We start from the raw sequence: 12,649 nt of genomic DNA on the forward strand, positions 1-12,649 counted from the left end.
GCCCACGCCCTAGCAGGCGGATGGCAGCATCAGTGCCGTGCCTGTCAAGTATTATCAGCAAAACAACTGAAAACCGAAGGCTCACGCATATGAGATCGGTATTATACATCTCACCGGTTGCGGTGAGGGCGGTCATTGCTGCTTGCTTAGTTTTCGCGGCCGGCGCTTTTTCCAGCGCAACTGCGGAACCGATCCGTGGAGCAGGATCGACCTTTGCCGCTCCGATCATCGAAGCCTGGGCAGCGGCCTACGAAGAGGCTCGCGCCGACGGTGGCGATTACAGCTCTCCGGATTGGACGGTTGATTACGAGCCCGTGGGGTCGCTGGCGGGGCTGATGCGGTTGCAGCAGCCCGACCTTGATTTCGCCGCCACTGACGTTCCCGTCGCACCGGAAGCACTCGCCCAGAACGGGCAACGCCAATTCCCCGTCGTGATGGGTGCCGTCGCGATCATCGTCAATCTGGAAGGCATGCGTCAAGGCGGATTGCGTCTTTCCGGCGCGACGCTCGCGGACATCTATCTCGGTAAGATCCAGAGATGGTCTGATCCGGCGATCGTGGAGACCAATCCTGGAGTGGGCCTGCCTGATCTCCGCATCAGCGTGCTTCACCGGAAGGACGGATCGGGTTCGACCTACGCCTTCACTGAATACCTGTCCGCTGTCAGCCCGCAGTGGCAGACCGCCTACGGCCGGAGCACCTCGCTTACGTGGCCGATCGGGACAGGTGTCAAGGGAACCCGTGACCTCATAACAGCGGTCAAGGCAACCCCCGGAGCCATAGCCTATGCCGAATTCGGGCAGGCGGAGCGCTCAGGGCTCCAGATGCCCGCGCTTCAGAACAGTTCCGGCCATTTCGTACTGCCGGGCGCGCCAGGGGTGCAGGCTGCAGCGCAATCCGTTGATTGGTCCGGTATCAAGGATTTCCATGTCTCTCTGGCCAACCGGCCAGGTGCAGACGCTTTTCCCATCAGCGCCGCGACTTTCGTGATCATCCCCGCGGCCGATCGCTCGGAACACCGCTCCCGTCGAGTGCAGGATCTCTTTCGCCTTGCCTTCTCCGCCGCCGGCTCAAAAGCCGCCCTCGAGCTCGGTTACGTGCCGCTGCCGCCCGCGCTTGCGCGCCAGGTTGAAGACTACTGGGCCAGTCGGGCCGTAGCCGGACACTGACGATCCAGCCACCTGTCTCTCGCATCGATATCGCTTCAACCCGTCCTTGGGATCTCCAAAATGGATATTGATATTTTCAAAGACATCCTCGTGCCGGTCATCGGCGGCCTGGGCATCTTCATGCTTGGCCTCGAGTTCATGTCCAACGGCATCCAGTCCCTCTCGGTCAACCGCATGCGCCGGTTTCTGGCACAGGCGGCCGGCACGCCGCTCAAGGGCGTTTTCGCGGGAACGCTGATCACGGGCGTCATCCAGTCTTCGACCGCCATGACCGTGATGGTCGTCGGCCTCGTCAACGCGGGCGTCGTCGGCCTGCGTCCGGCCATCAGCGTGATCATGGGTGCCAATATCGGCACCACGCTTGGCAATGGCCTCATCGCCTTGCCACTCGGGCCGCTCGGGCTCATCTTCGCAGGCTTCTTTTCCCTGGTTTATTGTTTTGCCAAAAGCGAGAAGGTGCGCAGCATCGCGCTTGCCTGCATGGGCTTTGCCCTCATCTTCTATGGTCTCAACCTTATGACCGGAGGCCTGCGCCCCCTGCGCAACATGCCCGAAGTCATGGAATTGCTGTCCACCCTCCAGGCCGATAGCTACTTCAATCTCATCAAATGCGTGCTGATCGCCGCCTTGGTGACGGCGATGATCCACTCGTCCTCCGCCACCATCGGCATCGTCATGGGTCTCGGCGCGGCGGGCATTCTGGACTGGACTACAGCGGTGGCCTTTTCGCTTGGCGCGGATCTGGGGACGACCATCACCTCCTGGATCGCATCGCTTAACCTGTCCAGAAACGCCAAACGAGCGGCCTATGCGCATATCTCGTTCAACATCATCGGCGTCTGCATCACCGTGCCGCTGTTCTTTGTGTCCATCGAGGTGCTGAGATGGGCGCTGCAGTTTTTCGGTGGCGATCCATCGGTTCCCGTCATGGTTGATGGTCGCGAGACCTTCCCCCTGGTTCCGGTGGCGGTAGGCCTCTATTCCACGGTCTTCAACATCTTCAACACGGCCTTGCTGTTTCCCTTCGTCGGCGTGTTCGAACGTGTCTTGTCCAGGATCGGCCGCACCTCGGAGGAAGATGTCGAGGATTTCTCGACGCCCCGTTATCTCGACCGCAAGCTGGCCGATGATTTCGCTCTGGCGGTTCCGGCGGTTCAGAAGGAAACCGCCCGGCATCTTCAGGCCGGCGCCCTCTTTCTCGACATCGCGCGCGGAGCAAAGAACGCCCCGTCCGATCCGGGAGAACACTATCTGGCAACCGATATCCTGAGTCGTGACATCCGCTCCTACACGGCAGCCTTGATGAAGGAAGACCTGCCGCTGGAACAGCTCGATCTCATTGCCAGCCTTATCGAAGAGGCGGACTTCACCGCCGCACTCACTGAGAGCTTGCACCAGGTCGCACGGAGAGTGCGACGTGAAACCTTCTCCGAGAGGGCGCGGATGATCGTCGACAAGGCGTTGGACAAGCTGGATGCCTCCTTGCGCGACATCCTTCCGGACTTCGGCATCGCGCAGCCCCGGATGCCCGACGGGCACGTCAGCTATCCCGATGTGGAGGAACTTCGTGCGAGCACGCTGGCTCTGGGGCCGAATGCCGGAGCCGCCGAGCGCGGGACCATTCTGGCACTCCTCGGCTCAATCGAGCGCGCCGAGATCCTGATCCGGCGCATCGACAACGAGCGCCGGTCCGTCAATCGCCAGGCCATCGTCGCCCGCGCTTCGGCACGCAGGCAGACCCAATCGCCCCCGATCGCGGACGGCGACTTCAGCCCGGTGCCAGCCGAATAAGAGCCGCATAACAACGTCGGGCCGCCGGTGCTGATGCGCCCACGGCCCGATCTTTCGCGATATTGAGGATGCTCAGTCTTCGAGGCCGCCCATGTGCTTCTGAGCATAAAGCTGCACACCGAGCTGCTCCACGAGGTTCAGCTGGGTTTCCAGGAAGTCGATATGGCCTTCCTCGTCCTGCACCAGCTTGATGAAAAGCTCGCGGCTGGCGAGATCGCCGGCTTCAAGGCAGTATCCCGCAGCTTCGGTATAGAGATTGCGGGCCTCATGCTCGGCCGCCAGATCACACTCGAGAAGTTCCTTGATGTCCTGCCCGATGCGCAGCGGATCGAGCACCTGCATGTTCGGGAAACCTTCAAGGAACAAAATGCGATCCACGAACTTATCGGCGTGGTGCATCTCCTCGATGGACTCCTCACGCCATTTCTTGGCCAGCTCCTTGTATCCCCAATCGTCGAGGATGCGGTAATGCAGCCAATATTGGTTGATGGCGGTCAGCTCCGACCTGAGCCCACGGTTGAGATATTCGATGACCTTCGCGTCACCCTTCATGGCATGCCTCCGCATCGCGCAACTGATTTAGAAGCGTTCTAAACTAGCGCGGGCGGTCCGGCAAGCCTTATTCGGCGGCTTCGACGAAGGCATTGGCCGCGACGGCGGCGGGGCAGGCGTCGCAGGCATCGGGGCAGGCGGCCCCGACATCCTTCATGATGGCGCGAATGGTGTGGGCGCAGCGGCCGCACTGGGGACTGCACCCCAGGCAGCGATAAACCTGTCCTGCGGTCCGCGGACCATCATTCGCAGAACAGACCTCTCGAATGGCCTTCGCGCTTATGACGTTGCAAGAACAGACGATCATAAAGAGATCCAAAGGCGGCACTGTGGCCGCATGGTTCGTTTACTCGCAGTTTAGAAATAGTCTAAACTACTGATTTCATTATGAAAATCGCCGAGAACGATCGCGGAGTCAACCATTGCGGGTGCGACCGGCCCGCGCAGCCGGTCACTATTCCGCAAGCACGCGCGTGGGCGGAAAGATAACTTCCACCAGCGTGCCGGAGCCGGCGGCGCTCTGGATGGCGAAGGTCGCCCGGTTGGCCTCCGTCAGGGCCTTGGTCAGCGGAAGGCCGAGCCCTGTGCCGTCACCGCGGCCGGATGTGGGAATTTGCCGAAACGGCTCCAGCGCGGCCGCGATATCCTTTTCGTTCATGCCGATGCCGGTGTCCCGCACGCGGATAACCGCCTGGCCGAGATCGGTGAGGGCGGTGGAGATGATCACCTGGCCGCCGGCGGGCGTGAACTTGATGGCATTGGACAGAAGGTTGAGCGCGATCTGGCGCACGCTGCGCTCATCCGCCACCACCGCCGGCAGCTTTGCCGCAAGGCTGGTACGGACGATGACCATGGCGGAGTTTGCCTGCGGCTGCATCAGTCCGACGGCCGTCGTCACCACATCGTTGAGCTGGAGGCTGGTGAAGGCGAGGTCCAGCCGTCCGGCCTCGATCTTGGACAGATCAAGAAGATCATTGACCAGGCTGATGACATGCTGGCCCGAGGTATGGATATCGCGAAGATAGTCCCGGTAGCGATCGGTGCCGATGGGGCCGAAGCGCTCCTCCATCATGACCTCGGCGAAGCCGAGAATGGCATTCAGCGGGGTGCGAATTTCATGGCTGATGCGGGCGAGAAAGTCAGACTTCTGGGCGCTCGTGGTCTCGGCATGGCTTTTGGCCACCTTGAGCTCTTCCTCGGCCTTCTTGAACTGCGTGATGTCGCGCAGGACAGCACAGAACTTGGCATTGGCATCATCGCCGAGGCGGCCAATGGTCATGAACAGCGGAATGGAGCCGCCGCGCCGCGCGATGCCGAGCACTTCACGGCCGTCGTTCAGAAGTGCCGCGACACCATGGGCGCGCAGCCCTTCGATATAATCCAGCGCCGTATTATGGCTTTCGGTGGAGAGCAGCAGCGTGAGGCTGCGGCCTGTCAATTCTGCCGATTCATATCCGAACAGCGCTTCAGCGCTGCGGTTGATGGATTCGATGCGCCCCTCGGCGTCCAGCACGACCACGCCGTCGGTCGCGGTGTCGAGAATGGCGGAGAGCTCCCGGATCTTGCGTTCGGCCTGCGCCTTGCCGGCTTCCGCCGCGGCGGCCTCCGTTGCGGCGGGTGCAAGAAGTGGTTTGTCGACGACGCGGAATGTCAGGAGGCTGGCCGGCTCGCCGTTCCAGTCGACCTGCTTCAGGTGGCATTCGGCGGGAAGGATGACGCCGTCCTGGCGCTTGAGACGAAAGCCGGCGGTTGATCCTTGGGCCTCAGGTGACTCGAACAATTGGTCGACACCATCACCCGAAAGGGCGTCAAGGTCGCTATAGCCGGTCAGGTCATGGAAGGCGCGATTGGCATAGATGGGCACACCGCCCCGGTGAAGCAGAACGGCGACGGGTAGGGCATCCAGCAGCCGGCGGTCGTCTTGCCCGGCGCCCGCCGTGACGGAAACATCGGTTTCTCCTGCAGGAGCGGCATCGGGAGCCTTGGCCTGAGGAGGGGCCTCATGCACCCGCTTTGCCGGCACGGGCGTTAGCTGTGTCACCCGGCTTCGTGACATCGGCATCGGCAGCCGCGACGGCTCAACCTGCTTCGTCGATGAACCGGCTCGCGAGCCCAGCGTGCGCGCGATTTCCCGAAACGCATGGCGCTCGCTGTTGGACAGCGGCGGCCGGCCATTGTCACGCTGCTCCGGGAAGGGAACAACGGCGGCGGGCTCAGGCGTGGCATCAGCGAACATATCTTCAGGGCCCGCTTCAGCCGGCGCCACGACCGGCACGACAGGTGCCTCGGCCACGTCGGGCTGGACTTCGGACTCGGTCACAGGCTGCGGCTCAGGTTCAGCCATGACCGGCTTGTCGGCTTGAACCGCTTGAGGTTCACGGCAGACGCCGAAGCCTCGGAAGCCCTTGAAGACGCGTTCCCGGTCATAGACCGGCAGACCAGCGAGATCGATCGGCACCAAAAGGTCGTCACCAAGCGGCCAGGTGATCGTGATGCCGCTCCAGGTGTCCTGGCGCTCCAGCACACGTGAAAGCTTGCCTTCCCGGTCAAAGCCGAACTCACCGGCAAGGTCGCTCCACGAGCGGCCGAGCAAACGATCGAGATCCTGTCGCACCGTCTGGGCAAATTCCGACGACAATAGCGTCAGTGCGCCAGCCTCATCCGCCTGCCACACAAAGCGCAGCGGCCGCTTCTGCGGCTGCGCAGCGGCGGAGACCTCGGCGGCAGCCCCTTCACTGCCGCCGCCGCCCGGATGTGCGTCGGCGGAAACAGGTTCAGGTTGCGTTTCGTCCGCGGCCTTAGCCTCGCTGGCGTCCTTCAGCGGTTCGACTGAAGCCGGCGCCTCTTGCTCGGCCTCATCCAAAAGATCCTCAGCGGCGTCTCCCGCGTCAGGTTGGCCGGAAGAGATGGCCGTTGCCCTGTTGGCCTCGACATCAGCCATGACGTCGTCGTGCGCAGTCGGCGTCTCCTCGAAAGAAGGGGCCTGCTCAGCCGTGGAGGTGCTCTCCGGCGGCGGGACGTTGGTTTCCTCCAGGGCCGGTGCCGCGGATATCTCTTCGGCCGTTTCGGTGCCCTTGAGATCAGGCGATTCAGCCGGCCCCTCCATGACGGAGGGTGCGGCACCGACGCGCCGCGGCAGGACGGCGTCGAGCGCGACCAACACCAAGGCACCCGATCCGTCGGCAAGCCGCGCACGCTGCGCCCGCACGGTCACCGGGCGAAGCCCCCCGAGCCGAAGCCGAACCAGGCGGGGCGCACCGAAGCCCACCTGGGCGCCGAGCCGCCGCACCTGCTCGGTCAGCAGGGCCGACAGCTGGCCTGACGGACCGACGCCGAACACCGCCCCACCCGCAACTGTGCTGCCGAAAAGCCGATCTCCTGTCGGCGAAAGGGCGATCGCCACGCCCTTCTCGCCCCCGAAAGGGGCAAGGGCTGGGTCGGTGACGAAAATATCCTCAGATGACATGGTCTCTGGTAAGATCGCTGTTGTCGGGCCGGCATTCCAAGCCCGGATTTTTCGTTAACCTATTATTAAGGCAAGGTGTTCGGCGGGTCCACGAGACTCTGATGGCAAAACACCGAAGGATGCGAAGAAGGTAAACGCCACTCATGTGAGGGGAGAGAGCATGACAGACAAAATCGGCATGGACGGCGAGATTCCCGCGGCGGTTCGGGAGGCGGCCGAGAAGTCGATTTCCGAGGCGCGCAAGGCCGTCGAGCGTATGCTCGACATGACCCGGGACAACATGACGGCTGCCGAGGCGCGCGGTGCCTCGATCCGCGCCGACGGCCAGGCCATAAGTCAGAAGGTCATGACCTTCACCCAGGCAAACATTCAGTCGGCTTTCGATCTTGCCGAACGGATGGCCCGAGCCAAATCGGTGGAAGAGATGATGCGCCTGCAAGCCGAATACGCCGCGCGGCAGGCAAGCAACGCAAGCCAGCAGGCACAGGAACTGGGATCGGCCGGAGCTCGCCTGACCGAAAGCATGATAAAGCCCCGCGGCTGACGACCCGATGATTGTGCGGCGCGGTTTTGTGTTGCACCGCACAAATTCTCTTGTAGATTGCAGGGGCGGGTTGCGGCCCGTCGAAAAGGCGCCCGTTACACGGCAGATGAGCGGCGCCGGAATAAAAGCCGTGATTTTCCCCTGTCTTTCAACGTGAGGTGACATCAAGATGGCAAACGTCAAGGCAACGGCAAAAGCAGACGAATTGGCAACAGAAACCGCCGCGGCGCCCAAGGTCGAGGTGCCGGAGGCGATCCGGACCGTGGCCGAGAAGAGCGTCGCGCAGGCAAAGTCCAATTATGATGCTTTGCGCACTTCGGCCGAGGATACGTCGGACCGCATCGAGGAAAGTTACCTGACCGCCAACAAGGGTGCGGCCGAGTTGCGCGTGAAGGCTTTGGAAGCCACTCGCGACAACTTCAATGCGGTCTTCGATCTGGCGGTGGCTCTCACGAATGCCAAATCGCTGAGCGAAGCTGTTGAGCTCCAGACGACCCATGTCCGCAAGCAGTTTGAAGCCTTTACCGCCCAGTCCAAGGATCTGGCGCAGCTTGCCGGGCGGATCGCGACCGATACGGCCAAACCCTACCAGGACCTCGCTGCCAAGAGCATGTCCCTCGGCAGGTAATCCTGATCAAGGTCTGCAACAGGAAACCCGGCGTTTGCCGGGTTTCAGATCAGGCGAAGCGGCGCGACGCGCAGCCTCCACGCGGAGGCGCAATCTCCACTCTACGCGCTCTCCGAGGATGATCTTCCATCAAGATCGAGGACGACATGATCTTCGTCGTCGTGATCGATGATTGCGCCCCGGGCAAGACCGTAGGTCGCCATATAGCGTCCGAAGAACCCGTTGACCTGAAGCGCGCGGTCCACCAGAAGCTCGGCATAGTGGCCGACGACGATATAGATCTTGCCGTCCACCTCCACCACGAGAGCGTCGGTCGTTGATCCGCTGAGAATTCGGGCCTCGCCATCCTCGATCTTGTCGACCAGTTCGCCCACGGTGGCGATCTTCGTTTCGCTGGGGCCGCTTTGAACATCCGGCGCAGGCAAGGCCTGCATGAGGATCGCGCTTCCGGGATCGACGACGCTCTCAGGCGCTTCATAGTTTCCCGTTACCGTGACCTCATCGAGGGTCTCATCATCGCGAAGAGCCGCGCCCGCGGCGATCCGGAAAGCGTCTCCCGACCCGCTGTCGTCGACTAAGCTGTAGGTTGTCCCTTGGATCGAGATAGCCACTCGCGTCTCCTAACCAAGCCATGACGTGCGAATGATTAACTTTCAATTTACCATGCTTCTGCCTCATTCCACAACAGAGAGAGCACCGCCGTGGAAACGGCCAGGAGGCCGATCGTCCAGCAGCTGCGGCGCGAAAACGCCATCTTCTGGCATCTTCTGGAATGGGTGCCAGGACCAATTGCGCGGACGCCCGCCTTATGGCTTATCCTGAACTGCTTGCATCTCCCCGTTCCGCCTCGCTCCGACGGCCCGCAGAATGACCGCAATGATCACGGCAGACATCATCGAAACCCGTCCCGGCCTTCGCGCGGATGCCACTCGCATCGCCCAGATCTATAACGAAGGCATCGAGGACCGCATCGCCACCTACGAAACCCGGCTGCGCAGCGTCGAGGATGTGGAGGCATGGTTCGACGCGGACTATCCGCTTGTTGTCGCGGAGCGGGGAGGGGTTATCGGTGCCTATGCGCTGGCAACGCCCTACCGTGCGCGCCCCTGCTACGCCGGTGTCCGGGAATTTTCAATCTATGTGGCCAGGGAGATGCGAGGGCATGGATAAGGCCGCGCCGCCTTGACGGCTCTCATTCCGGCGGCGTGCGCCGATGGTGCCTGGAAACTTCTCTCGCGCATCTTCCCGGAGAACATGGCGAGCCGGAAGCTCTGCGAGCAGCTTGGGTTTCGGGAGGTGGGCATCTACGAAAAGCACGCGCAGCTTGATGGGATCTGGCGCGATGTCGTGATCGTGGAGAAGCTGATCGCCGACGTCTGACGGAAAGGTCGCACCTCCGATCGGGAACGACCCCCGGCGCGGAAACGTTGACCTCCCGATCAATTGAGGAGATGCGTCTTATGGCCGACAACCACAGCCAGAAGCCCGACCGGGATCAGAACAAGGAGAAGAACTCCAAGGAGCTCGACAAGGAAGTCAAAGACACCTTCCCGGCGAGCGATCCCCCCAGTTCGACGCAGCCGGGATCAGGCATCACCGGCGCCGAGGATAAAGGCCGGCGCTGAACTACACCAAGACGTGATGGGGCGGCCTGCGCCGCCTCGCTTTCCGAGCACTGTTTTCGTTCATATATGAGGAAGCGTTCCAGAAACCTTCCTTGCGATCGCAGTGCTGTCTCTTTTCAAAAACGTCCTCCTGTTTCTGACGCTCATCTTCTTTCTGCCACTGGGCTCGCATGCGGCCTGGTGGTGGAACAGGGGATGGTCGGAACATTGGTCTGGCGCCGACTGGTCTTCGGCAAGGCTTCTCCCGCCGGCCGAAGATGTTGAGGGCGCGACCGTTCACGTCATGGCGGCGCGGGTAGGACGTTGGCGCGGCATCTTCGCTCATCATACCTGGATCGTCATCAAGCCGGCCGATGCGAGCCGTTACACGCGCTATGACGTGGTCGGCTGGGGAGCGCCGGTGCGGACCGACCACCGCGAGGCGGATGCACGATGGTTCGGCAACGATCCGGTGGTCTTGGTGAGCCTGAACGGCGAAGCTGCGGAAAAAGCCATACCTTCCATTCGCCGGGCGGTGGCCGGCTACCCCTTCGCTGGCTCAGGCAGCTACCGCGCCTGGCCCGGCCCCAACTCCAATACTTTCATTGCCCACGTTGCCCAGGCGGTGCCGGCGCTTGCGCCTGCGCTGCTGCCGACGGCTCTTGGAAAGGATTTTCGCAGCACGGGCTTCTTTGCCGGTTTCGCGCCCAGCGGACTTGGCATTCAGCTGTCCTATGACGGGCTCTTCGGCGTGACGGTCGGCTGGGTCGAAGGCCTGGAAGTCAACTTCCTCGGCGCAGTCGCTGGCCTCGATCTAAGGCGTCCTGCGATCAAGCTGCCCGGTTGGGGCCGGATCGGGCTCGCGCCGGCATGACGACCGGGCTGTGCGGCTGAAAATCCTGAGAGAGGTTGGTACCACCGCCCCGGCTCGAACGGGGGACCCCTAGATCCACAATCTAGTGCTCTAACCAACTGAGCTACGGCGGCCCAATCAGGATGGGGATCATTTAGGTGAAAATATCGCCGACGGCAAGACCCGTCAGGCTGCGTCCGACGAGCGCTCAACGATATCCAGCCCTTCGTCCCAATAAGGTGTCGCGCCGTAGAGGCCTGCCAGATAATCGATGAAAATACGGACTTTCTGGGCCAGGAAGCGGCGGGTGGGATAGACGGCATGGACGCCGATCCGGCTGGACGCGCGCCAGCTTGGCAAAACCGCTCTCAGCTTTCCGCTTCGCAATTCGGCTCCCACGTCCCAGGTTGAACGAAGCGCGATGCCCATGCTGGACAGCACCGCTTCCCGCACGACCTCGTTGGAATTGGTGCGAAGCGGCCCTTGCGTCTTCAGCGTGACTGGCCCCTCCGGCCCCTCCAGTTTCCAGGGGTCCTGGCTGAGGGCGGCCAACAAGCGGTGGCGTGACAACTCGTGGATCGTCCGCGGTTCGCCATGTCTTGCAAGATAGTCGGGCGTGGCGCACAGCACGCGGTGCACAGGCGCCAGGCGACGGGCGACGAAGCTGGAATCGCCGAGGTCGGCGATGCGAAGGGCGAGATCGAAACCATCGCCCACGATGTCCACCAATGCATCCGACAGGTCCAGATGCACGGTCAATCCAGGGTTCGCCTCAAGGAAAGGCGTCAAATGCGGCGCCACATGCAGCCGCCCGAACGACGTGGGGGCGGAGACTTTCAGCACACCCTGGGCGCTGGCGGCGCGGCCCGATGCGAAGGCTTCCGCCTCATCGATGGAAGCGAGAATGGCGAGCGCTCTTTCATAGTATCCCTCACCAACGTCGGTGAGCGCGATCTGACGTGTCGTTCGCTGCAGCAGCCGCACCCCGAGCCGCTCTTCCATGCGCCGGATTCGCTTGGAGACCACAGCGGGCGACAGGCCCATCTCCCGCGCCGCGGCAGACATCGAGCTCGTGGCCACCACCCGCGCGAAGACCTCCATGTCACCCAGGTGGTTCATTGCGTCACACCTGTGGCTGCCTTCGCTGCCCGCGCCACAATCATGGGTTTTCCCGCCTCCTGTCCATTGCTTGCGGATGTGACTATCCCCCACAGGGGCATCTGTGAAGACCCCATCCTCCATATGGATAATACCCACAGCCCCGGTTACGGATGAGAGACACGACACATTGGGAGGTTCCATGGCCCGCTCATTTGATCTGTCCGTCTATCTCGTCACCGATCGCAGGCTGTGTGGTGACCGGGGGATGATCGAGACCGTCCGGCAGGCGGTAGCCGGTGGCGTGACGCTGGTCCAGCTGCGTGATCCCGATGCTTCAACCCGGGAATTGATGGGCGATGCCAACGCACTTCAGGACATTCTGCGGCCAAAAGCCATTCCGCTCATCATCAACGATCGGGTGGATGTGGCTCTGGCGGTGGATGCCGACGGAGTTCACCTTGGCCAGGACGACATGCCCGCAAAGGAGGCCCGCGCCCTTCTGGGCCGGGAGCGCATCGTCGGCCTGTCGGTCGGGACGATGGAGGAACTGCGCGCCTCCGAGGATAGTCTTCCCTATGTCGATTATGTCGGCATCGGGCCCGTTCGGGGGACCGCCACCAAGCCGGGCGCCGGTCAGGCGATCGGAGCGGAGGGTTTTCGCGCCGTGCGAGAACGAATTGCTCTTCCCGCTGTGGCCATCGGAGGGCTGAGATCCTCCGATGCCGCGGAGCTTCTGGCAGCCGGCGCCTCCGGCCTTGCCGTCGTCTCGGCCATCTGCGCCGCTCCTGATGCTGCGGCAGCCGCACGCGCTCTGGCGCAGGCCCTTCGCGGATAATTTCCATTTTGGAATGAAAACTGTGTCTTCTTTCCTTCTTCCGAAATAATGAGAATTGGGCATTCTGCAGGAAACGAAAAATCCGGCGCTGATGGAGGATGTGAAT

The 12,649-nt window shown here is 62.3% G+C and carries 13 protein-coding genes, 1 tRNA gene and 1 pseudogene; 9 read left to right on the forward strand and 6 right to left on the reverse strand.

Translation table 11 applies throughout. The features are described 5' to 3' along the window. Positions 1-89: 89 nt before the first annotated feature. Both pstS and IEV58_RS04620 read left to right on the forward strand, forming a co-directional pair. On the forward strand, positions 90-1,169 hold the full coding sequence (gene pstS / locus IEV58_RS04615; protein ID WP_188408496.1) for a phosphate ABC transporter substrate-binding protein PstS: 1,080 nt from the start codon (positions 90-92) through the stop codon (positions 1,167-1,169). Positions 1,170-1,229: 60 nt separating this feature from the next. Continuing rightward, positions 1,230-2,960, forward strand: coding sequence for a Na/Pi cotransporter family protein (locus IEV58_RS04620; protein ID WP_188408497.1), 1,731 nt, complete (start codon positions 1,230-1,232; stop codon positions 2,958-2,960). A 72-nt stretch (positions 2,961-3,032) separates the two neighbouring features. On the opposite strand, the gene bfr is transcribed toward IEV58_RS04620, so the two are convergent. The 3 genes and pseudogenes from bfr to IEV58_RS04635 form a co-directional block, all read right to left on the reverse strand. Further along, on the reverse strand, positions 3,033-3,512 hold the full coding sequence (gene bfr / locus IEV58_RS04625; RefSeq protein WP_188408498.1) for a bacterioferritin: 480 nt from the start codon (positions 3,510-3,512) through the stop codon (positions 3,033-3,035). Between the two features lie 163 nt (positions 3,513-3,675). Beyond that, positions 3,676-3,819: pseudogene (locus IEV58_RS18180) on the reverse strand ((2Fe-2S)-binding protein); the annotation flags it as partial. A gap of 147 nt (positions 3,820-3,966) precedes the next feature. Further along, the gene (locus IEV58_RS04635; protein ID WP_188408500.1) at positions 3,967-6,978 is read right to left on the reverse strand and encodes a PAS domain-containing sensor histidine kinase; all 3,012 of its coding nucleotides are present in this window, start codon (positions 6,976-6,978) and stop codon (positions 3,967-3,969) included. Between the two features lie 160 nt (positions 6,979-7,138). Here IEV58_RS04635 and IEV58_RS04640 point away from each other — a divergent pair, with 160 nt between their 5' ends. Both IEV58_RS04640 and IEV58_RS04645 read left to right on the forward strand, forming a co-directional pair. Beyond that, positions 7,139-7,522 (forward strand): phasin family protein, encoded by a 384-nt coding sequence (locus IEV58_RS04640; RefSeq protein ID WP_188408501.1) that lies wholly within the window; start codon positions 7,139-7,141, stop codon positions 7,520-7,522. A gap of 169 nt (positions 7,523-7,691) precedes the next feature. After that, on the forward strand, positions 7,692-8,150 hold the full coding sequence (locus tag IEV58_RS04645) for a phasin (RefSeq protein WP_188408502.1): 459 nt from the start codon (positions 7,692-7,694) through the stop codon (positions 8,148-8,150). A 101-nt stretch (positions 8,151-8,251) separates the two neighbouring features. Here IEV58_RS04645 and IEV58_RS04650 read toward each other — a convergent pair whose 3' ends face one another. Next, complete coding sequence (locus IEV58_RS04650) at positions 8,252-8,761, reverse strand: hypothetical protein (RefSeq protein WP_188408503.1); 510 nt, start codon at positions 8,759-8,761, stop codon at positions 8,252-8,254. Between the two features lie 265 nt (positions 8,762-9,026). Between IEV58_RS04650 and IEV58_RS18185 the strand changes: the two genes are divergently transcribed. The 4 genes from IEV58_RS18185 (at position 9,027) to IEV58_RS04665 (ending at position 10,628) form a co-directional block, all read left to right on the forward strand. Continuing rightward, the gene (locus IEV58_RS18185; protein ID WP_229729182.1) at positions 9,027-9,320 is read left to right on the forward strand and encodes a GNAT family N-acetyltransferase; all 294 of its coding nucleotides are present in this window, start codon (positions 9,027-9,029) and stop codon (positions 9,318-9,320) included. A 12-nt stretch (positions 9,321-9,332) separates the two neighbouring features. Further along, positions 9,333-9,530, forward strand: coding sequence for a GNAT family N-acetyltransferase (locus tag IEV58_RS18190; RefSeq protein WP_229729183.1), 198 nt, complete (start codon positions 9,333-9,335; stop codon positions 9,528-9,530). Positions 9,531-9,610: 80 nt separating this feature from the next. Then, positions 9,611-9,775: a hypothetical protein gene (locus IEV58_RS04660; RefSeq protein ID WP_188409121.1), complete on the forward strand. Its 165-nt coding sequence runs from the start codon at positions 9,611-9,613 to the stop codon at positions 9,773-9,775. 103 nt (positions 9,776-9,878) lie between these two features. After that, the gene (locus IEV58_RS04665) at positions 9,879-10,628 is read left to right on the forward strand and encodes a DUF3750 domain-containing protein (RefSeq protein ID WP_229729184.1); all 750 of its coding nucleotides are present in this window, start codon (positions 9,879-9,881) and stop codon (positions 10,626-10,628) included. A 36-nt stretch (positions 10,629-10,664) separates the two neighbouring features. Here the strand turns inward: IEV58_RS04665 and IEV58_RS04670 are convergent. Together IEV58_RS04670 and IEV58_RS04675 are read right to left on the reverse strand one after the other, a co-directional pair. After that, positions 10,665-10,741, reverse strand: a tRNA-His gene (locus IEV58_RS04670). A 52-nt stretch (positions 10,742-10,793) separates the two neighbouring features. Next, positions 10,794-11,726, reverse strand: coding sequence for a LysR family transcriptional regulator (locus IEV58_RS04675; protein ID WP_188408504.1), 933 nt, complete (start codon positions 11,724-11,726; stop codon positions 10,794-10,796). Between the two features lie 181 nt (positions 11,727-11,907). On the opposite strand from IEV58_RS04675, the gene thiE reads away from it, so the two are divergent. Beyond that, the gene (gene thiE / locus IEV58_RS04680; protein ID WP_188408505.1) at positions 11,908-12,543 is read left to right on the forward strand and encodes a thiamine phosphate synthase; all 636 of its coding nucleotides are present in this window, start codon (positions 11,908-11,910) and stop codon (positions 12,541-12,543) included. The last annotated feature ends 106 nt before the right edge of the window (positions 12,544-12,649 follow it).

It is taken from the genome of Agaricicola taiwanensis (assembly GCF_014635245.1).
GTDB lineage: Bacteria > Pseudomonadota > Alphaproteobacteria > Rhizobiales > Methylopilaceae > Agaricicola > Agaricicola taiwanensis.

What these genes read in the sequence shown, in the direction of transcription:
- thiE (WP_188408505.1), top strand. Translation starts at nt 11,908, where the DNA reads ATGGCCCGCTCATTTGATCTGTCCGTCTATCTCGTCACCGATCGCAGG.
- IEV58_RS04635 (WP_188408500.1), bottom strand. Translation starts at nt 6,978, where the DNA reads ATGTCATCTGAGGATATTTTCGTCACCGACCCAGCCCTTGCCCCTTTC.
- IEV58_RS04660 (WP_188409121.1), top strand. Translation starts at nt 9,611, where the DNA reads ATGGCCGACAACCACAGCCAGAAGCCCGACCGGGATCAGAACAAGGAG.
- pstS (WP_188408496.1), top strand. Translation starts at nt 90, where the DNA reads ATGAGATCGGTATTATACATCTCACCGGTTGCGGTGAGGGCGGTCATT.
- IEV58_RS04675 (WP_188408504.1), bottom strand. Translation starts at nt 11,726, where the DNA reads ATGAACCACCTGGGTGACATGGAGGTCTTCGCGCGGGTGGTGGCCACG.
- IEV58_RS18185 (WP_229729182.1), top strand. Translation starts at nt 9,027, where the DNA reads ATGATCACGGCAGACATCATCGAAACCCGTCCCGGCCTTCGCGCGGAT.
- IEV58_RS04620 (WP_188408497.1), top strand. Translation starts at nt 1,230, where the DNA reads ATGGATATTGATATTTTCAAAGACATCCTCGTGCCGGTCATCGGCGGC.
- IEV58_RS04645 (WP_188408502.1), top strand. Translation starts at nt 7,692, where the DNA reads ATGGCAAACGTCAAGGCAACGGCAAAAGCAGACGAATTGGCAACAGAA.
- bfr (WP_188408498.1), bottom strand. Translation starts at nt 3,512, where the DNA reads ATGAAGGGTGACGCGAAGGTCATCGAATATCTCAACCGTGGGCTCAGG.
- IEV58_RS04640 (WP_188408501.1), top strand. Translation starts at nt 7,139, where the DNA reads ATGACAGACAAAATCGGCATGGACGGCGAGATTCCCGCGGCGGTTCGG.